Origin of the sequence: Curtobacterium sp. MCBA15_005, from assembly GCF_001864855.1 — a bacterium.
Lineage (GTDB): Bacteria > Actinomycetota > Actinomycetes > Actinomycetales > Microbacteriaceae > Curtobacterium > Curtobacterium flaccumfaciens.
The window spans coordinates 14600-32204 of the sequence record NZ_MJGL01000003.1; the positions used below are offsets into that span (position 1 = coordinate 14600).

Genomic DNA, 17605 nt, shown 5'->3' on the forward strand with positions numbered 1-17605 from the left:
GTGTCATCACTTGAGTGCCCCGGCGGTCAGGCCGCCGGCGAGGAACCGCTGGGCGACGAGGACGAGCACCAGGACGGGGAGGGTCACCATGGCGGCGCCGGCGAGGACCACGCCGATGTCGGCGGCCTCGGCGTCGGACAGCTGGGCGATGCCGACCTGCACGGTGCGGTGCTCCGGCGAGTTGGTGACGAGGAGCGGCCAGAAGAACCCGTTCCAGGCGGCCGTCGCACTCACCAGGGTGACCGAGACGAGCGTCGGGCGGGTGAGCGGCAGGAGCATGGACCGGACGAACCGGAAGTGTCCGGCGCCGTCGAGCACCGCGGCTTCGCGCAGCTCGTCCGGGAAGCTCAGGAACGCCTGGCGGAACAGGAAGATCGTCAGCGCCGAGGCCACGAACGGCAGGAAGACGACCAGGAGCGTGTCGATGAGGTGCCACGACGAGACGGTCAGGTAGTTCGCGATCAGCGTTGTCTCGCCGGGGATCATCATGCTGGCGAGCAGGACGAGGAACAGGGCGCGGGTGCCCCGGAGTCGACAGAACACCAGGGCGTAGGCGGTGATGATGCCGATGACGACCTGCAGCACCGTCTGGGCGAGGGTGACGACGACGCTGTTCAGGAACTGCTGCCCGAGCGGGACGACCTGCGTGGCCCGGACGATGTTGTCGAGTGTCAGGTGCATCGGCACGAGACCGGCGAGGCCCTGGTCCAGGTACCGGGTCGGGGTGAGCGCGCCCTCGAAGACGTAGTAGAGCGGGAAGCAGACGACGACGACAGCGATGACGAGCCAGGCGTAGACGAAGACGCTCCGGAGCCGGCGTGCGGTGACGGGGCGCATCAGTAGTTCACCCGCTTCTCGAGCACGCCGAACTGCACCAGCGACAGCCCGAGGACCAGCAGGAACAGGACGACCCCGAGCGCGGCGGCGAGGCCGAAGTTCGCGCTGCCGGACCCGAACGCCTGCTGGTAGATCGCGTAGACGAGGGTCTTCGACGAGTCGGCCGGACCGCCGCCGGTGAGGATCTGGATCTGCCCGAAGGTCGTGAGTGCCTCGACGGTGCCGGTCACGACGACGAAGAAGAGCGTCGGCGTGACGAGCGGCAGGGAGATCGACCAGAGTGTCCGCACGGGCCCGGCACCGTCCAGGTGCGCCGCCTCGATGACGTCCTGGTCGATGGCGCCGAACGCTCCGAGCAGGAGCAGCACGGTGAACCCGAGCGACCCCCAGATCGTCACGACGATGACGCTCGCCAGGGCCCACTGCGTGCTCGTCAGGAACGGGACGGGCGCGCCGCCGAACTGGGTGATCACCGTGTTCAGCAGCCCGTTGCCGGGTGCGAGCATCGCCGCGAACGCGACGGACCCCGCTGACACGGACACGACCATGGGCGCCGTCAGGAGTGCGCGGAAGACCGGCAGGCCGCGGAGCTTCACGGTCAGGGGGATCACCACGAGCAGACCGAACACGATCCGGCCGACGACCACGCCGACGCAGAAGACCGCGGTGGTCAGCATCGTCCGTCCGAACGCGGGGTCGGTGAACGTGCGGACGTAGTTCTGCAGCCCCACCGAGCCCGCCGGCTGACCGAAGATGTCGGTGCCCTGGGTGCTGAGGACCAGGACGCGGCCGAGCGGGTAGAAGACGAAGACCGCGAACGCGAGCAGCGCCGGTGCGAGGAGCACCAGACCGAGTCGGCGGTCCGAGCGCAACGAGGACCGCGTCGTCCGGGTCGTCCGGGGTGGCCGCCGCGACTGCGGCGACCCTGCGGCACGCGGGGGACCGGCGACCAGGCCGGACCTGACGGGGACCGTCATGGGGCGGACTCCTCCGAGTAGGGAACGTTCCCTAACCGGGAACGACTCCACTGTGCGGCGGGGGTCGGAGACCGGTCAAGGCACGTCGACCACCCGCCGTCACCCGTTCACGCCGCGTTCAACCCCTCCGCCGATCGGGCGCCGACGTTCACCGCCGCACGCCGCGCGTTCACCTCGGGTTCGGTCCGTCGACCGGCGTGGTTCGCCGTCCAGGAGCCTCGACGTCGTAGAACCGGGGACCATGCGAACCGTTCCTGCTCCCCAGACACTCCGGGCGATCGCCGAGGAGGCCGCGCGCACCGTCGCTCCCGACCTGCTCGCCGTGTTCCGCGCCCCGATGACGATCAGCACGAAGCGCGACGCGCACGACGTGGTGACCCTGCACGACCGTGCCGCGGAAGAGGCGATCACGGCGGTGCTCACCGCAGCCGTGCCCGGCTCCGTTGTCCTCGGCGAGGAAACCGGCAGTACCGGCAGTACCGGCAGTACCGGCACCACCGCGGACACCGACGGCACCGGGGACACCGGCAGCACCGATGACCCCGTGGTGCGGTGGATCGTGGACCCGATCGACGGCACCGCGAACTTCGCCCGCGGACTCGCGTACTGGTGCATCTCGATCGCGGCCGAGGTCGACGGCGAGGTCGTCGCCGGGGTGGTCTTCGACCCGGTCGCGGACCACGTGTTCGCGGCGGACGACGCCGGCGCCTGGCTCGACGGTGCGCCGATGCACTCGTCGTCGGGGCCGGATGACGCAGCGACGGTCCTGACGAGCTTCCCCGTGCAGCAGGACCTCGACCTGCTCGGCGAGGCCGCGGCGTTCGACCTGCTCCGGGACCTGACGCTCCGGTACCGCCACCACCACAGCCTCGGCAGCGGTGCCCTCAACCTGGTGCACGTCGCCGCCGGGTGGTCGGACGTGACGATGGGCTTCGCCACGCACCCGTGGGACGTCGCCGCCGGAGCCCTGGTGCTCGAGCGCGCCGGCGGGTGGTTCCGGGGCTTCCGTCGGGGCGAAGTCGTCGACCGCGCACACCTGGCGGACGACTACGTCGCCGCCGGTGCCGGGGGATCGCACGCCGAGCTGGTGCGCCGGGTGCAGGAGCTGTCGGCCACGACCGCCGCCGACTGAGCCGCCGACCGGGCCGCCAGTCGGCCCGCCCGTCGGTCTGCCCCGCCGACTTACCCGGCGCGGGTGTCGCGAGCGGTCAGCCGAGCGGGTGCCCGGCGACCGCCCGCGCGGTGGACCCACGCGGCAGCAGGTGCGTCGTGAGCACCTCGTGCCGGTCGCCGCGGCGACCCCGGAGCCGCTCGACCACGAGCTCGACCGCCCGCGCGCCCATCCGGACGCGCGGCTGGTCGACACTCGTCAGGTCGAGCCGTTCGCCGAGACCGGTGCCGTCGAACCCGGTCACCGCCGCCATCCGGGGGAGTGCGAGCCCCGCGCCGTCGGCGATCGCGACGAGCCGCGCCGCGGTCGCGTCGTTCGTCGCGACGAACGCCGTGACCCCGTCACCGAGGTGCCGCGCGATCCGTGCCGGGTCCGCCGCCAGGGCCTCGACGTCGTCGACGCGGTGCTCGCCCGGTGCGCCGAGCTGCCCGGTGACCGCGGCGTGCGCGACGGCACGACGGGTCGTCGACGGGTGGCCGGACTCCGCCACGAAGCACGTGCGTCGGTGCCCGAGTGCGGCGAGGTGGAGCACCAGCGCGCGCATGCCCGACTCCTCGTCGGCACGCACGGTGTCGAGTCCGAGACCGGCGAGCGCCGAACCGCTGGATCCGAGGACCGCGACCGGCAGGTCGCGCGCGACCGCAGCGAGCCGTGCCGGGGCGAGCCGACTGCTCAGGACCGCGACCCCGAGCACACCGTCGGCCGATCCGCGGGAGGCGTGCAGGGCCTCCAGGCCGTCGGCCAACCGGGCAGGATCACGGAACCCGTCCACGACGCGGAGCGCGAACCCGAGGGTCTGCGCGGTCGCGCGTGCGCTCCGGAGTGCTTCGTCGTGGAACGGGTTCGCGGCTTCGGTGATGACCACCCCGAGGACGAGCGGCGCGCCCTGCGCGCGTCGCCTGGCGAGCGAACCGACCGGGAGGCCCAGCTCGTCCGCCGTCCGCACTGCGAGTTCCCGACGTGGCCGGGACACACCGTCGTCGCCCCGCAGGGCGAGTGACACGAGCGATCGCGAGATGGCGCACCGCTCGGCGACGTCGCGGAGGGTCGCGGCCACGGTCAGGCGAGCTTCCAGGTGTGGACGTGCTCCCACGTCATCGTCTGCCACCAGCGACCGGACCAGTCCGGGCTCGCGGTCCGGTAGAGCACGACGGTGTCGCCGCGGAACCCGGTCGGCACATCGACGTCGAGCTCGCGGATGAACGCGCCGACCTCGTCGTGCAGGTCCGGTCGGCCGTACAGGTCGTGCGAGGCGAGGGAGAGGTGCGCGCGGTACTGCTCCGGGTCGTAGTCGTTCGCCAGCGGGACCTGCATCGGCTGCCGGAACGGTGCGACCACGGCCTCGATGTCGGCTGCGAGCCGGACGAAGTCGTCGTTGTGCGAGCCGTCCGGTCGGGTCGCGACGTCGTAGACGAACCCGATGCCCTGTTCACGGACGCCGGCGTTGTGGACGTCGAACGCCGGTCGGCCGTCGAGCAGTGCCGTGACGGCCGCGACGACCTGGTCCTCGTGGCTGCCGAACGGCTGGCTGCCGACGAGTGTGGCGTGCGGAGGGAAGGCACCGGCCGACAGCAGGCCGTACTGCGCCCGGAGCTGGTCGGTGACGACCGTGACGGCTCGGCAGGTGCGGGCGTCCGGGCGCAGGTAGATGCCGTGGCGGTACGGGTCGCTCGGGTCGCGCGGCAGCTTGGCGGTGACGTTCTGGGGCATGGGTCCGTCCGGGATCGGGGATGGGGAACGTTCCCGATGGTCGGGAACGTTCCCCATGATCGACTGGACGGGCCCGGATCTCACCCGTCGGTCCGTGACGGAACGGTGAACGATGGGTGTCGGCGACGCGGGGCCGGCCGTTCTCGTCGCTCCGCCCGACGGTCAGACCCGAGCGGCGGTCCGACCCGGTACCAGGGCGCCGTCGACCGCGTTGTGGGTGACGCCCGTCGAGCGACCGTCGATCTGGTCGACCACGTCGTCCACGGACAGACGACCGATCAGGCCGAGCGGCTGTCGCCACGAGGTGATGCCGAGCAGCTCGGTGGCGAGTGGGGCGACCCCGTCGTAGCCCGTGACCGACAGGTCGTCCGGTGCGCGGAGGCCGCGGCGGCGCATCGACTCGAGCACTCCGACGGCCCAGCGGTCGCTCGGTGCCATGATCGCCGTCACGCCACCGACCCGGAGCACCTGCTCGACGAGCGAGTCGAGGTCCTCGGGGTCCGCGCCGTGGTCCTCGGAGCGGATCCGGAGCACCTCGGCGCCGCGCGCACGGAGTCGGCGCACCATCGCGTCGGTCCGCGCCGACTGCGTCAGTGACCCGGACGGTGTGACCGTCAGCACGGCGACGCGACGGTGTCCGAGGTCGGCGACGTGGTCGGCGAGCCCCCGTCCGCCGCCGCGCTCGTCGCAGTACGCGCTGCTCACCGCATCGTTCGTCTCGGGGCGCCCGGAGACCACGGTCGGGATGCGTCGGGCGAACGGCAGCACGTCGGCGATCGGCAGGGCCCCGCTGCAGACGATGAGCCCCTCGACGCGCAGGGAGACCAAGGTCTCGAGCGCCCGGCGTTCCTCGCTGACCGGGAACGACCCCGCACCGGTGGCGGTGACGACGCGGTACCCGCGCGCCGCCGCCTGCAGCTGGAACGCGGTCAGCAGGTGCCCGTAGAACGGGGTGGAGGCATCGCGGACGAACACCCCGAGCGTGTGCGTGCGGTGTGCCGACATGCCACGGGCGTTCGCGTTCGCGACGTAGCCCAGGTCGAGCGCGGCGCGCTTGACCCGCTCGGTCGTCGACGGAGCCACGCCGTACGCGCCGGCGAGGGCGCGGGAGACGACCGACTTCGACACACCGGCCAGGGCGGCGACGTCGTGGATGGTCGGGACGGCGGGGTGTCCGGTCACCGCGGGCGCCGTTGTCTGGAGGACTGCACGAGTGTCACGGTAGCCGGAGGGACGCCCGGACCGGGCGACGGTGGTGGTGAACAGTTGGTCACGCCGACCGCCCGGCGCGGGCCGCGGGCGGTCGGCGTGGGTGCCGGGCTAGCGCTTCGTCGCCGGGCGGCGGACCGTCAGGCGGTACTCCTTCGTCGTGGTGCCGTCCTGGGCGGTGACCGTGATGCGTGCCGTCCTGCCGGACACGTGCACTGCGGCGACCGCGTTCGGGTTCGTCGTGTGCACGTGGACGTCGGCGGCCCGCAGCGTCCGGACCGGGGCCGTGACCGTCGCGCCGTGCGACGAGGCAGCGGCGGGCAGGTGGACGCGCACGCCCGCGACCGTGATGGAGGACGCGGTGGGGTCGTTCGACACGAGGAAGCGCTCGCGCAGGGCGGCGGCCTCGTGCTTCGTCACGCCGATCGTGCCGCTCAGGTACGAGCCCATGCCGCCGTACTCGGTCGCGATGTCCTGCTCGAAGGTGCCCTGCAGCAGCTGCGGTGTGGCCCAGGTCACCCCGAGCTGCGTGTTCGAGAGCAGGTAGTCGTGCAGGATGTCCGCGCTGGCGACGCCGAGCACCCGGTCGAGCAGGTCCACGACGGTGCCGGTGCGGTCCATGCCGTGGGAGCAGTGGATCAGGACCGTGCCGCTGGTGTGCGTGGCGAGGATCCGGAGCACCCGGCGGTACGCGGTGATCATCGACCCGGGTGTCGCCTGGTCGACCCGGCCCTTGTCGACCAGGTCGTGGTACATCGCGGTGTCGTCGCTGTAGTCGCCGTCCGCGCCGAACATCGAGATGTCGACGTGTCGTGCACCCGGGATCGCGACGTCCGGCTTCGCGGCGATCTGGGACGGCGTGCGCAGGTCGACGACGAGGTCGACGTGGTACTCGTCGGCCAGGGTCGTGGCCCCGGCCGCGGTGATCTTGTCGAGTGACTCGGAGCGGATCAGCCGCGGGGCGTTCACGGTCTGACCGGACCGGCCGTGGACCGCGGCGAGCTCACGGCCGTTGACCAGCCCGGGGACGTCGGTGATCGGGTGGTCGGCGGCGGTGAAGGCCGGCTGCAGGGTGTCGTCGGCGTGGGCGGCGGTGACGGAGAACGCGGCGGAGGCGACGACGGCCAGGCCGGCGAGGGCGGTCGCGGCGACGCGGGTGGTGCGCGGGGAGTGGAGGCGTGGGGAGCGGGTGAGTGGGGAGTGGCGGCGCGGGGACACGGGGGCAACCTCGATCTGATCAGGACCCTGGGGTCGTGGGGAGCCGGACGTGGTGACGTCCGGCTCCCCGCAGGATCGCGGCGAGGGTCGTCGGCGGTGTGGCGGCGAGGTGGCCGGGGTGTGTCCGGGTCATGAGGCAGCGCTCAGTCGCCCACCCGGCGGCCCGCGCCTCAGGACGCCGGGGCCAGCCGGTACCGGAACAGCTCGGTCAGCACCTGCTGGACGGGCGTGTAGAGCAGCACCGTCGAGCCTGTCGTGCTCGTCGTCGTGCTGCCCGAGATGATCCCGTACAGCCGGTTCGTGGTGCTGATCACCGGTCCGCCGGCGTCGCCCGGCTCGATGCCGGCGCCGGCGCCGGCGTCGGCGCGCGCGGCGGCGAGGTGCTGCGCGCCGGGACGGCTTGCTGCCGGCACACGTGTGGACGTCCAGGAACACAGCAGCCCGCTGGACGCCCCGCTGGTGCAGAAGGGATCGGCATCCGGTTGACCGATGCCGGTCACGGCGGGACGTGCCAGGACCCCGCCGACCCGATTGAACACGCGACCCGATGCCCGAGGCGTCCAGGTCGCGACGGACGGGTCGCACGACCCGGTCGCCGCCCGGGCCCGGGTGCACGCCAGGGGCGGGACGACCGCGAGTTCGAGGTCCGACTCCGCGGACTGCCAGACCACGCTGCCGACGGTCGCACCGTCGAGCTGCACGGGTGCCTGCAGCGGCGCGCAGTGCCTCGCGAGCACGACCCACCGGGTCGCACGCTGGTACTGCGTGAACTGGCTGCGGAACCCCTTCGCGGCCAGCACGGCACCGACCGTGCAGGTGCCGCCGGGGACCCCGACCTCGGTGCCGGCGATGATCGGCGCTGCGACCCGGTCGGGGTCGCTCGTGGTGGCCGAGGCGGAAGGAGCCCAGGTGAGGGTGGCCCCGACGACGGCCGCCAGGGACACGGCGACGGCCAGGGCGCGGACGAGCGCCGGGTGCGCGTGGCTGGTCACGGGTCAGCCGAGCGTGCGGGTGCCGTTGACGCGTCCGATCACCGACAGGGTGTCCGGGTCGGCGAGCCGGGCGTGCCAGTGCAGCGTCGTCGTCCCGCGCGGCAGGTCCGGGAACGCCGCGGTGAAGCGGTAGTGGCCGCTGGCGCTGACGAAGTCGTCCCCCGACGTGACCTCGGCGATGTGCTTGTCGAACAGGCCGCGGGGCTTGCCCGGAGCGTCGTAGTAGACGATGACCAGGGTGTCGGGCTTGCCGGTCCCGGCGAAGGTGATGCCGGTGAAGCTCTTCCGGTCGGGTCCGCCGTAGGTCTTGGCGGTGAACGTCACGGCCGCAGGCTGGGCCGAGGTGTGCGTGGTGTGCGTCGTGTGGGAGATCGTGGCGGCTCCGGCCTGCGCGGGGACCAGGACGCCTGCGGCGAGCGCACCGCCGAGGGTGATGCAGGTCGCGAGCACGGTCAGTCGGCGGACCGACGGGGTGCGCTGGGTGGACGGGGTGGAACGCATGGGACTCCTCGGTTCGTGGCGGTGCGGCCGGGCGGCTCGGTGTGCGTGAACGCTAACAACGCGTCAGACGATCGTCTAGCGAAATAGTGAACCTGAGGAGATCAGAGGCATCGCCCCCGGTGTGACCACTGCCCATGCCTGGTCAGACGTTCGTATGATGAACCAAGGCCCGACCGAGGAGTGCGATGAACCAGCGGCAGCAGGCGAAGACCAAGACCCGCGAGCAGATCATCGAGGCCGCGGCGTCCGAGTTCGCGAGCCACGGCTACGCGGGGACCTCGTTCGCGCGGGTGGCCGCCGCCATGGACCGGCCGAAGTCGGCGATCGGCTACCACGTGTTCTCGTCCAAGCACGAGCTCGCCTTCGCGGTCATCGAGCGGCAGCAGGTGCGTTGGGCGGCGATCGACTCGCGGATCAGGCAGCCCGCGGGGCTCGAGCACCTGCTCGTCATGCTGACGTCCGCCTGTTCGGACGCGATGCGGTGTTCGGTGGCGGCCGGGGCCATCCGGCTGAGTCACGAACTCCGTGGTGCGGGGGAGGTGATCCCGCGGGTCTTCACCTGGGATGACTACGTCCGTCGGCACCTGTCGGCTTCGAGCGGAGGTGTCGGCCCGGACTCCGATCCCGAGTGGGCACGTGCGGCGGACCTGGTGCTGACGTCCACCTTCGGGGTGATGTGGGCCCGGACGAGCGTGCGGTTGACGCGGGACACCGAGGGGCAGCTCCGTGACCTGTGGGCGGCGCTGTTCACCGGGCTCGGATTGCCCGGTGTGTATGCGCTGCTCGAGCGGGTGGAGCCCGTGCGCGTGGGCGGGGACCCGGGCCTGGCCGAGAACTGACCCCGGCGGTGCCGGCATATCTGCCGTCCCGCCGGGGCCTCCGGGCTACTTCTTCTGCTCGGTCCCGTCCGGGTTCACGACGTACCAGACGCCCTTGTCGCCCTGACCCGTCACATCGCCGGCCTTCTCGTCCCCGACGAAGGTGTAGATCGGCCGACCGTCGATGGTGATCTGCCGTCCGCCGTCGACGCCCTTGATGGTGCCGACCGTGCCGGTGATGCCGGACACCTTCGGCGTCGTCGTGGTCGCCTCGATCGCGGGCCACGCGGTCGCGCATCCACCGGTGCAGGTGCTCGTGCCGGAGTCCTTGACGTCGGCGTCGAAGTAGTAGGCGGTCATGCCCTTGCCGTCGACGACGACCTTGCCGAGCGACGTCGCGGCGACGGTCACGTCGACCGAGGGTGACGAGTCGGTCGTCGCGGGTGCGTCGCCCTGCGCGGCGGGGGACGGGGAGGGCGAGGGTGTCGCGGACCCGGCCGTGGAACAGCCTGCGAGGCCGAGGGCCAGGAGCAACGCGGCCCCGAGTGCGATGGACACGGGTCGGGATGACGGGGTGCGGTGGGGTGTCGACACGGGGGCTCCTCGTGGTCAGGTCTCGCCGCTGACTGCTGGCCAGACGTTCGTCTAGCGAACGTAACCGCAGGATGGTGCGGCGGCCAGCACCCTGCGCGCCCTCTCATCGAGCGGGGCCACGGAGCAGGGCGTCAGGGGTCCGTCTGCTCGACGAGGTGGACGCCCTCGACGCGGCCGATGACGGCCAGTGACGCGGGGTCGATCAGCAGGGCGCTCCAGGATGCCCGTTCAGCGCCGCGGGGCAGCTCGGGCAACGCCGCGGTGAAGGCGAACCGGCCGGTCGGGCCGACGGCGCTGCTGCCCGGCTCGACCTCCGCGACGTGGACGGTCGCGACCTGGCTCTCCGGGGCGGCGTAGTGGACGACCACGACGGCGCCGGGCCTCCCCGAGCCGGCGAACCGGACGCGCACCACCCGCTCCGTGCCGACCGTCCGTGGAGACCTGATCGCGAACCGGTGCGTGCTGTTCGCCGCGGGCGGCGCGCCGAGTGCGGTGCCGAGCGCGCCGGATGCCCCCACCCCGAGCGCCTCGGGTCCCGGTGTGGTCGGCGCGGGCAGCGCGAGGGCGACCGCGAGCGCCGCGACCCCGACGGCGAGGGCGATCGGTGCCACCCGGGCCCGATCGGTGCTCCGCGACATGGTCGACCCTCTCGTGGACGGTGTGCGGCGGGTGCCGCCACCGCACACGCTACCGGTTCGCCAGACGATCGTCTGCGCTGGCCGACGTGCCGACGCGGACACCGGTCCGTGGTGAGCGGTACTGTTCCCCTTCGTGAGTGTTCGTCGCCGTGCTTCCCGTGTCGTCTCCATCGGGGTGGTCGCAGCCCTGGCAGCGTCGTTGACCGGGTGCGGCGAGGGAGCCGGCGTCGACAGCGACTACGCGAAGATCTGCCGCGACAACGCGACCGAGAAGCGTCTGCCGGACGACGACTGCAACAACCACGGCGGGCACGCCGGCTGGTACTTCCTGCCGCTCTTCGCCAACCGTGCCACGAGGGTCCCCGGCGTGGGGGACGCGGTCTCCGGCGGCACGAGCGCCCTGCCCGCCGGGAAGACCGCGAAGGCCGGCGTCTCGTCCCGTGGGAGCTCCGTCACCAAGGGCGGCTTCGGCGGAGCCGGCGGACACGGTGGGTTCGGCGGCTGATGGAGCGCATCGAGTTCCCCGAGCGTCCGGACTGGCGGCGCCGGATCCAGCAGACCGGGTTGATCTACTCGCGGTCGGTCCGCGACGACGGCACGCCCGTCGAGTACTGGAACGACACCGCCGCGTACGTCTTCACGCTGCCGGAGGTCGAGGCGCTCGAGCGGCAGACCGAGGAACTGCACCGGATGTGCCTCGAAGCCGCGCGGTACCTCGCCACCGGTGCCCTCGGCACGCTGGGCCTGACGCGAGCAGGGTTCGACCTCGCCGCCTGGTCGCTCGAGCACGATGAGCCCGACCTGTACGCGCGGTTCGACCTGGCCTACGCCGGAGACGGTTCACCCGCCAAGATGCTCGAGTACAACGGGGACACCCCGACCGGGTTGATCGAGGCATCGGTCACGCAGTGGCACTGGATGCAGGACCGGCTCGCCACCGGCGAACTCTCCGCCGAGACCGACCAGTGGAACGGCATCCACGAGGCGATGGTGGCGCGCTGGCGGACACTGCTGCACGAGTCCCTGCGCGCCGAGGACGGTGGCCGACTGTTCGTGGCGCACTCCGACCTCGACACGGCGGGCGAGGACTGGGACACCGTGGCCTACATGCGCGACCTGGCGGGGGAGGCCGGGTGGGAGCACACCGGCATCGAGATGAAGGACATCGGCTGGCACGCGACGGCCCGCCAGTTCGTCGGCGACCAGGAGCCGGCCGGTTCGTCGCGGAGCGTGTTCACGCTGCCCGGGGACGAGCCGGGGACCCAGTACCCGGTGATCCGCAACCTCTTCAAGCTGTACCCGTGGGAGGACCTCGTCTCCGGAGACGACCGGGCGCAGGGCGACGAGGAGTTCGGCGCCTTCCTGGTCAGCGACCGCGGGCGGCTCGGCCGCTGGTACGAGCCGGCGTGGAAGATGTTCCTGTCGAACAAGCTGCTGCTCGTCGCGCTCTGGCGCTTGTTCCCGGGCCACCCGAACCTGCTGCCGGCCTTCGCGGACGGTCCGAACGGCATGCGCGACTTCGTCGTGAAGCCCGTGTTCGGGCGCGAGGGCGACGGCATCGCGGTGCACCGAGCCGACGGTTCGGTCACGACGAACGGTCGCGAGTACCGGCGCCCCGGTACCGGGGCCGAACGGGTGTGGCAGCAGTACCACGAGCTCCCGGACTTCCCGGGGTCGAACGGGCACAACCACCCGGTGCTCGGGTCGTGGGTCGTCGGCGGCGAGTCCTTCGGGGTCGGCATCCGCGAGTCCGACGGGCCGATCACGGACTACTGGTGCCGGTTCGCCCCGAACCTGATCGCGGCCTGACGTCGGTCAGTTGACGATCTCGCCGCGTTCCTCGGGCGGGAGCGCGACGAGCCGTTCCCGCCACTGGCGCAACGCCTCCGGGGTGAGCCGTGTCCACCCGGTCTCCTCGCCGACCACGCGGAGCGGGAGGGCACTGCGGTACGACCGGGTCGGGTTGCCGGGGAACTTCTTGTCGGTCACGTTCGGGTCGTCCTCGAAGGGACCGGTCGGCTCGACACGGTACACGCGCGGCTCACGGTCGCCGGGTACGAGCTCGGCCGCGAGTTCGGCCGCGAGCCCGGCTCCGTCGCGGGTCGCCGTGAAGTACACGTGGTTCATCACGACGTCGGGGCGGTAGTTCGAGCGGAAACCGGGGGAGAGGAACTCCCCGGGTCGCAGGGCCGCCACGGTGCCGTGCCAGAACGGACCGGTCTCGTCTGCTGCTGCCATGGCGTCAGCCTACGAACGACTCAGTGCCCGTGTCCGACCAGCGCGCGCCACCGCGGCTGTTCCGAGACGACGACGGCGACGCACAGGACGGTGACGACGATCGCGACCGCCGTCGGCCACAGGATCCAGGCCGCAGCGACCGCCCCCACGAGGTGCGCGAGGACGGACGCGATCGTGACCGCTCCCGGCGCCGCGACCGGCGGGTCACCGCCAGGTCGGTCGCCAGGGGTCCCGAACACCGCCGGCGGCACGACGAGGACCAGGACGGCGGCGATCGCGAGCACCGGCGAGTGGGACCACAGTGCCCAGGGAACGGCCACCCACGCGACGAGCTCCGCCAGGAACCGCAGGCCGCCACGGAGCGGGTCGTGCCCGACGGGCCTCGACGGGCGCGCCGCCGTGGATGCGGTCACCGTGTCGTCGCGGCACGGAAGCCACGATCCAGGAAGTCGACCATCCACGCGGCACTCGCATCCACGTCCGTGTCCATCTGGAACCCACCGGACGCCTCGATCGTCGCGAACCCGTGCAGGACGCTGCGGAGCAGCCGGAGCGCGTGGATCTCGTCGGCCGGGTCGAGCGGGTAGTCGCGGAGCGCCGCGGCGAAGGACGCCAGGGTGCGGCCGAGAGCGACCGCCAGGGGGTCATCAGCACCGGTCGGCCGGACGCTGACGGCCGCCTGGTACCGCGCCGGGTGCTCCTGGACGCTCCGGCGCACGGTCTGCACCGCCGCCTCGAGCGCACTCCGACCGCTGCGCCCCTGCATGGCGTCGCGGAGCGCGTCACCGAGCTCGTTCGCGCCGAGGATCGCGATCCTGCGGGTGAGGTCGCCGAGTCCGTCGACGTGCTTGTACAGCGACGGTGCCTTCACCCCGAGGCGATCGGCGACGACGCTCATGCTCAGCTGGGCGAGGCCGATCTCGTCGGCCAGCGTCGCCGCGGCCTCGGTGACGGTCGCCGGGTCGAGCCCCGCCCTAGGCAACGGGACCTGCGACGGGCAGCGTGCGGGCGAGGAACGGCAGCAGCAGGGCGAGGAGCGCTGCCGGCGTCTCGGTGTGGGGGTAGTGACCGGCACCGTCGATCACGGCGAGTTCGCCGAGGCCGTCCGGCAGGTCGGTGAGGATCCGCTCGCCCTCGGCGCGGGGCTCGGCCCAGTCCGGATCGGCGCTGCCTTCGACGACGAGCACGGGGCACCGGACGGCACCCAGCTGCTCGCCGGCGTCGGCGGGCGACGTGCGGGTCATGGCGCGGAGGACCGCCATCCGCTCCGGCAGCCGCAGGGTCGTCTCGATCCGGCTGCGTTCCGTCGCCCAGTCGGCGGGCTTGGTGGGCACCGCGATGTCGAGGTACGCGAGCCAGCCGGGCAGGCTGCCGCTCGTCATGACCCGCGCGAGCTGGACGGTGCCGGCGCGGTGCCGGCGGTTGCGCAGCAGTCCGCCCAGGTCGACGGACTGCTTGCGCGTGAACGGCGCCAGTTCGACGATGCCCGCGACCAGGTCCGGGGCGGTCGCCGCGGCGATCGTCGCCGCACCGCCGCTGATGGACTGCCCGACGACCACAGCCGGGCCACCGAGGTGGCGGGCCACGGCGACGAGGTCGCGTGCGATGTCGGCGCGCTCGTAGCCGGCCCACCCGGTGCTCGAGTCGCCGCAGCCGCGGAGGTCGACGTTCGCCACGCGGTAGCCGGCCGCGACGAGCTCCGGCACGACGAAACGGTAGGCGTGCCGGCTGTCGCCCATGCCGTGGGCGAGGACCACGAGCGGGCCTGCTCCGGAGAGGTCGTAGGCGATCGTGCCGCCCTCGGTGTCCAGGTGTTCGAGCATGTCGTGGCTCCTCAGGCTACGGGTAGTAACTGAAAGGCTAATACCCGTAGCCGAGGTTGGCAAGGGGCAGGTGTCACGCATCCAGGTCGAGCGTCGTCGACAGCTCGGGGAACGCCTGCGCCTGCTCGACGAGCTGCTGTCCCTTCTGCACGATCCCCGCCACGCTGTCCGCGCCGGCGGCGAACCGCAGCGGCGGCTCGGGCATCGCGATCAGCGTCAGCAGCACCTGCGCGAGCTTCGCGGGGTCGCCGGACTGGTTGCCCCGCATGCCGCGGAAGAACTCCTTCGACCCGGCCGAGAGCGGGGCGTAGTCGTCGATCGCGACGTCGCCCCAGAAGGTCGAGTCGCCCTCGGCCAGCAGGTCGGTGCGGAAGAAGCCGGGCTCGACCACGGTGGTGTGGATGCCGAAGGGTGCCACCTCGTCGTGCAGGGCCTCCATCCAGCCCTCGAGCGCGAACTTCGACGCCGAGTAGGCGCTCCCACCGGCGCCGGCGACGATGCCCGCGGTGGAGCTGATGCTGATGACGTGCCCGGAGCGCTGCCGTCGCATGACCGGGAGCACGGCGCGCGTCACAGCGAGCGCTCCGAAGAAGTTCGTCTCCATCTGCGCGCGGAACTGCTCGGCCGAGATCTCCTCGAAGTACCCGGCCTGGAAGCTCCCGGCGTTGTTCACCAGGACGTCGACGCCGCCGAAGCGTTCGGTCGCGGCGTCGACGGCGGCCCGGACCGATTCCGGGTCGGTCACGTCGAGCGCGACGGCGAGCAGGCGCTCGTGGTCGCCGAGGACGGCGCGGACCCGCTCGGGGTCGCGTCCGGTCGCCACGACCCGGTGCCCGGCGTCGAGGGCTGCCCGGGCGAAGTCGGTGCCCATCCCGCGGCTCGTGCCGGTGATGAGGAAGGTGCTGGTTCCGGTCATGGTGTGTGGTTCCTGTTCGATGGAAGGGACGCGAAGAAGGGGACGGACGCCCGTCAGCCGCGCACTCGGACGGTGGCGGCGCCGGACGGCAGGTCGCGCACCGCTCCGACGTCGTCGACGGTGCCGATCGGCACGATCCCCGAGAAGCTGCCGACGTCCGTGTAGTACAGGACGATCGACTGGTCCGGCGCGTAGTACGCGATGGTGCCCGCCGGCGCATCGCTCGTGCTCGGGGCGCCGGTGGTGTCGAGCGGCGTGGGGAGCCGGGCGATCTGCTCCTGGCCACCGTAGTCGCCGAACGACAGCGTCGCCGGCAGCTGGGCGGCCAGCGCGCGCGCCGTCGCGCTGTCGGTCAGCCGGCCGGTCAGGATCTCGCCGTCGAGCTCGATGGTGATGTGCACGGGGTCGGCCTCCGTCGGGGTGGTGATCGTGGGAGCTGCTGAAGGAGACGCAGACGCAGTCGACGTCGCAGCTGCCGGCGCAGGCGACTCCGCGCGCTCGACGCCGCTGCACCCGGCGAGCGTTCCCACCACGAGCGCGACGACCGGAGCCGACGCGAGCAGAGCCAGCGCGACGACCGGACCCTCGGCGGTACGGCGTCTGGTGTGGATGTGCATCGGAGCTCCCTGAGTTGGTGGACACCCACCATCGAACCCCCACCACCACCCGCCCAGTGAGGCTCCGGCGAAACGGGGTCCTGCAGAACCTCCCTGTCCGCCCAACGATGCCCCTACCGTCGGTCCGTGACCACGACGACCTCCGACCTCCCCACGACCGACCGGGCGACCGACGGCCGACTGCCCTGGTTCCCGCTCGCCCTGCTCGCCGCGATCGGGTTCCTCCTCGTCGCCATGGAGACGATGCCGGCCGGGCTGTTGCCCGCGATCGCCGACGGGATGGGCACGAGCGAGGGCACGGTCGGCCTGTTCGTCAGCGCGTACGCGATGGGGACGGTCATCGCCACGGTCCCGGCGATCGCCCTGACCCGCGGGTTCCGCCGCAAGCCGCTCATCGTGGCCGCCATCGCCGTGCTGCTCGTCGCGAACACCCTGACCGCGTTCGCGCCGAACGTCGCGGTCGCGCTGGTCACCCGGTTCGTCGCCGGCGCGATGTCGGGGACGATCTGGGGCATGTTCGCCACCTACGCCCGGCGGATCAGCCCGGCCCGCTTCGCCGGGGTGTCGCTCGCGATCGTCTCGACGGGCGCGCCGGTGGGGTTCGCGCTGGGCACGCCGCTCGGGTCCTTCATCGGCGACGCCCTGGGCTGGCGGTCGTCGTTCATCGGGCTGAGCCTGGTCGGCGTGGTGGTCCTGGCGCTGATCGCGCTGTTCGTGCCGGATGCCCCGGGGCAGACGAGCGCCGCGAAGCTGTCCGTCGTGAAGGTGTTCCGGATCCGCGGCATCGCGGTCATCCTCGCCGTGATCGCGACGTGGATGGTGGCACACGACACGATCTACACGTACATCTCGCCGTACCTGCGGGCGACCGGCACCGACCTGAGCGCCGGGCTGGTGCTGCTCGTCTACGGGATCGCCGCGATCCTCGGCGTCGTCGTGACCGGCGCCCTGCTCGACCGGCACCCGCGACCCCTGCTGCACGGCAGCGTTGGCCTGTTCGTCCTGGCCGGCGTGGTGCTCCTCGTCGGCCACACGTCGCCGGTCGCGGTCCTGGTGGCCGCGGGCCTGTGGGGGATCGGCTTCGGCGGTTCGTCGACGCAGCTGCAGGCCGCCCTGACGACCGCCGGCGGCGAGGACGCCGACGTCGCGAGCGCGTTCCTGCCGGTCGCGTTCAACATCGCGATCTTCGCGGCCGGCCTGTTCGGCGCAGCCCTGCTGACTGCCTTCGACGGGCTAGTGCTCGCCGTGGTGATGATCGTGTTCGGGGCGGTCGCGGCGCTCCTCACCGTCATCGGTCGCGGATCGGCGTTCCCCGCGAAGCTCTGACGCGACCGCGACCGCGACCG

General features: G+C 72.3%; 21 protein-coding genes. 5 read left to right on the forward strand and 16 right to left on the reverse strand.

Annotation, left to right across the window (positions count from 1 at the left end; all coding sequences use genetic code 11):
• Positions 1 to 6: 6 nt before the first annotated feature.
• A complete protein-coding gene (locus BIU89_RS01205) occupies positions 7 to 837 on the reverse strand; it encodes a carbohydrate ABC transporter permease (RefSeq protein ID WP_071244393.1) in 831 nt (276 codons plus the stop codon).
• Positions 837 to 1814, reverse strand: a complete 978-nt coding sequence (locus BIU89_RS01210) for a carbohydrate ABC transporter permease (RefSeq protein ID WP_071244396.1) — start codon at positions 1812 to 1814, stop codon at positions 837 to 839. The genes BIU89_RS01205 and BIU89_RS01210 overlap by 1 nt, the downstream gene beginning before the upstream one ends.
• Before the next feature lie 241 nt (positions 1815 to 2055).
• On the opposite strand from BIU89_RS01210, the gene BIU89_RS01215 reads away from it, so the two are divergent.
• A complete protein-coding gene (locus tag BIU89_RS01215; protein WP_071244399.1) occupies positions 2056 to 2946 on the forward strand; it encodes an inositol monophosphatase family protein in 891 nt (296 codons plus the stop codon).
• 76 nt (positions 2947 to 3022) lie between these two features.
• On the opposite strand, the gene BIU89_RS01220 is transcribed toward BIU89_RS01215, so the two are convergent.
• The 6 genes from BIU89_RS01220 to BIU89_RS01245 form a co-directional block, all read right to left on the reverse strand.
• A complete protein-coding gene (locus BIU89_RS01220; RefSeq protein WP_071244402.1) occupies positions 3023 to 4042 on the reverse strand; it encodes a LacI family DNA-binding transcriptional regulator in 1020 nt (339 codons plus the stop codon).
• Between the two features lie 2 nt (positions 4043 to 4044).
• Complete coding sequence (locus tag BIU89_RS01225) at positions 4045 to 4695, reverse strand: 2'-5' RNA ligase family protein (RefSeq protein WP_071244405.1); 651 nt, start codon at positions 4693 to 4695, stop codon at positions 4045 to 4047.
• A 162-nt stretch (positions 4696 to 4857) separates the two neighbouring features.
• Positions 4858 to 5877 (reverse strand): LacI family DNA-binding transcriptional regulator, encoded by a 1020-nt coding sequence (locus BIU89_RS01230; protein ID WP_071244407.1) that lies wholly within the window; start codon positions 5875 to 5877, stop codon positions 4858 to 4860.
• Between the two features lie 138 nt (positions 5878 to 6015).
• Entirely contained in the window at positions 6016 to 7122 is a 1107-nt protein-coding gene (locus BIU89_RS01235) for a tyrosine-protein phosphatase (RefSeq protein WP_071244410.1), read from the reverse strand.
• A 170-nt stretch (positions 7123 to 7292) separates the two neighbouring features.
• Entirely contained in the window at positions 7293 to 8114 is an 822-nt protein-coding gene (locus tag BIU89_RS01240) for a trypsin-like serine protease (RefSeq protein WP_071244413.1), read from the reverse strand.
• Between the two features lie 3 nt (positions 8115 to 8117).
• On the reverse strand, positions 8118 to 8615 hold the full coding sequence (locus BIU89_RS01245) for a hypothetical protein (RefSeq protein WP_071244419.1): 498 nt from the start codon (positions 8613 to 8615) through the stop codon (positions 8118 to 8120).
• Between the two features lie 185 nt (positions 8616 to 8800).
• Here BIU89_RS01245 and BIU89_RS01250 point away from each other — a divergent pair, with 185 nt between their 5' ends.
• Positions 8801 to 9454, forward strand: a complete 654-nt coding sequence (locus BIU89_RS01250; protein ID WP_071244421.1) for a TetR family transcriptional regulator — start codon at positions 8801 to 8803, stop codon at positions 9452 to 9454.
• A gap of 45 nt (positions 9455 to 9499) precedes the next feature.
• Here BIU89_RS01250 and BIU89_RS01255 read toward each other — a convergent pair whose 3' ends face one another.
• Positions 9500 to 10027: a COG4315 family predicted lipoprotein gene (locus BIU89_RS01255; protein WP_071244423.1), complete on the reverse strand. Its 528-nt coding sequence runs from the start codon at positions 10025 to 10027 to the stop codon at positions 9500 to 9502.
• 131 nt (positions 10028 to 10158) lie between these two features.
• Entirely contained in the window at positions 10159 to 10665 is a 507-nt protein-coding gene (locus BIU89_RS01260; protein ID WP_071244425.1) for a hypothetical protein, read from the reverse strand.
• Positions 10666 to 10798: 133 nt separating this feature from the next.
• Between BIU89_RS01260 and BIU89_RS01265 the strand changes: the two genes are divergently transcribed.
• Positions 10799 to 11170 carry a tRNA-dihydrouridine synthase gene (locus BIU89_RS01265; protein ID WP_152377983.1) on the forward strand — a complete coding sequence of 124 codons (372 nt, stop codon included), beginning with the start codon at positions 10799 to 10801 and terminating at the stop codon, positions 11168 to 11170.
• Entirely contained in the window at positions 11170 to 12474 is a 1305-nt protein-coding gene (locus tag BIU89_RS01270; protein WP_071244428.1) for a glutathionylspermidine synthase family protein, read from the forward strand. Before BIU89_RS01265 ends, BIU89_RS01270 begins: the two co-directional genes overlap by 1 nt.
• Before the next feature lie 6 nt (positions 12475 to 12480).
• On the opposite strand, the gene arr is transcribed toward BIU89_RS01270, so the two are convergent.
• The 6 genes from arr to BIU89_RS18330 all read right to left on the reverse strand — a co-directional run bounded on the left by arr (position 12481) and on the right by BIU89_RS18330 (position 16043).
• Complete coding sequence (gene arr / locus BIU89_RS01275) at positions 12481 to 12903, reverse strand: NAD(+)--rifampin ADP-ribosyltransferase (RefSeq protein WP_071244431.1); 423 nt, start codon at positions 12901 to 12903, stop codon at positions 12481 to 12483.
• A gap of 20 nt (positions 12904 to 12923) precedes the next feature.
• On the reverse strand, positions 12924 to 13316 hold the full coding sequence (locus BIU89_RS01280) for a hypothetical protein (RefSeq protein WP_071244433.1): 393 nt from the start codon (positions 13314 to 13316) through the stop codon (positions 12924 to 12926).
• Positions 13313 to 13885: a TetR/AcrR family transcriptional regulator gene (locus tag BIU89_RS01285; RefSeq protein ID WP_071244435.1), complete on the reverse strand. Its 573-nt coding sequence runs from the start codon at positions 13883 to 13885 to the stop codon at positions 13313 to 13315. The genes BIU89_RS01280 and BIU89_RS01285 overlap by 4 nt, the downstream gene beginning before the upstream one ends.
• The gene (locus BIU89_RS01290) at positions 13878 to 14726 is read right to left on the reverse strand and encodes an alpha/beta fold hydrolase (protein ID WP_071244437.1); all 849 of its coding nucleotides are present in this window, start codon (positions 14724 to 14726) and stop codon (positions 13878 to 13880) included. The genes BIU89_RS01285 and BIU89_RS01290 overlap by 8 nt, the downstream gene beginning before the upstream one ends.
• 73 nt (positions 14727 to 14799) lie before the next feature.
• The gene (locus tag BIU89_RS01295; protein ID WP_071244439.1) at positions 14800 to 15642 is read right to left on the reverse strand and encodes an SDR family NAD(P)-dependent oxidoreductase; all 843 of its coding nucleotides are present in this window, start codon (positions 15640 to 15642) and stop codon (positions 14800 to 14802) included.
• Between the two features lie 53 nt (positions 15643 to 15695).
• On the reverse strand, positions 15696 to 16043 hold the full coding sequence (locus BIU89_RS18330) for a cyclophilin-like fold protein (protein WP_175474950.1): 348 nt from the start codon (positions 16041 to 16043) through the stop codon (positions 15696 to 15698).
• A gap of 342 nt (positions 16044 to 16385) precedes the next feature.
• On the opposite strand from BIU89_RS18330, the gene BIU89_RS01305 reads away from it, so the two are divergent.
• Positions 16386 to 17585: an MFS transporter gene (locus BIU89_RS01305; RefSeq protein WP_071244444.1), complete on the forward strand. Its 1200-nt coding sequence runs from the start codon at positions 16386 to 16388 to the stop codon at positions 17583 to 17585.
• Positions 17586 to 17605 lie beyond the last annotated feature (20 nt).

Excerpts from the sequence above, each read along its gene's own strand:
- BIU89_RS01205 (WP_071244393.1), bottom strand. The coding sequence starts at position 837 with ATGCGCCCCGTCACCGCACGCCGGCTCCGGAGCGTCTTCGTCTACGCC.
- BIU89_RS01210 (WP_071244396.1), bottom strand. The coding sequence starts at position 1,814 with ATGACGGTCCCCGTCAGGTCCGGCCTGGTCGCCGGTCCCCCGCGTGCC.
- BIU89_RS01215 (WP_071244399.1), top strand. The coding sequence starts at position 2,056 with ATGCGAACCGTTCCTGCTCCCCAGACACTCCGGGCGATCGCCGAGGAG.
- BIU89_RS01225 (WP_071244405.1), bottom strand. The coding sequence starts at position 4,695 with ATGCCCCAGAACGTCACCGCCAAGCTGCCGCGCGACCCGAGCGACCCG.
- BIU89_RS01245 (WP_071244419.1), bottom strand. The coding sequence starts at position 8,615 with ATGCGTTCCACCCCGTCCACCCAGCGCACCCCGTCGGTCCGCCGACTG.
- BIU89_RS01250 (WP_071244421.1), top strand. The coding sequence starts at position 8,801 with ATGAACCAGCGGCAGCAGGCGAAGACCAAGACCCGCGAGCAGATCATC.
- BIU89_RS01260 (WP_071244425.1), bottom strand. The coding sequence starts at position 10,665 with ATGTCGCGGAGCACCGATCGGGCCCGGGTGGCACCGATCGCCCTCGCC.
- BIU89_RS01270 (WP_071244428.1), top strand. The coding sequence starts at position 11,170 with ATGGAGCGCATCGAGTTCCCCGAGCGTCCGGACTGGCGGCGCCGGATC.
- arr (WP_071244431.1), bottom strand. The coding sequence starts at position 12,903 with ATGGCAGCAGCAGACGAGACCGGTCCGTTCTGGCACGGCACCGTGGCG.
- BIU89_RS01290 (WP_071244437.1), bottom strand. The coding sequence starts at position 14,726 with ATGCTCGAACACCTGGACACCGAGGGCGGCACGATCGCCTACGACCTC.
- BIU89_RS01295 (WP_071244439.1), bottom strand. The coding sequence starts at position 15,642 with ATGACCGGAACCAGCACCTTCCTCATCACCGGCACGAGCCGCGGGATG.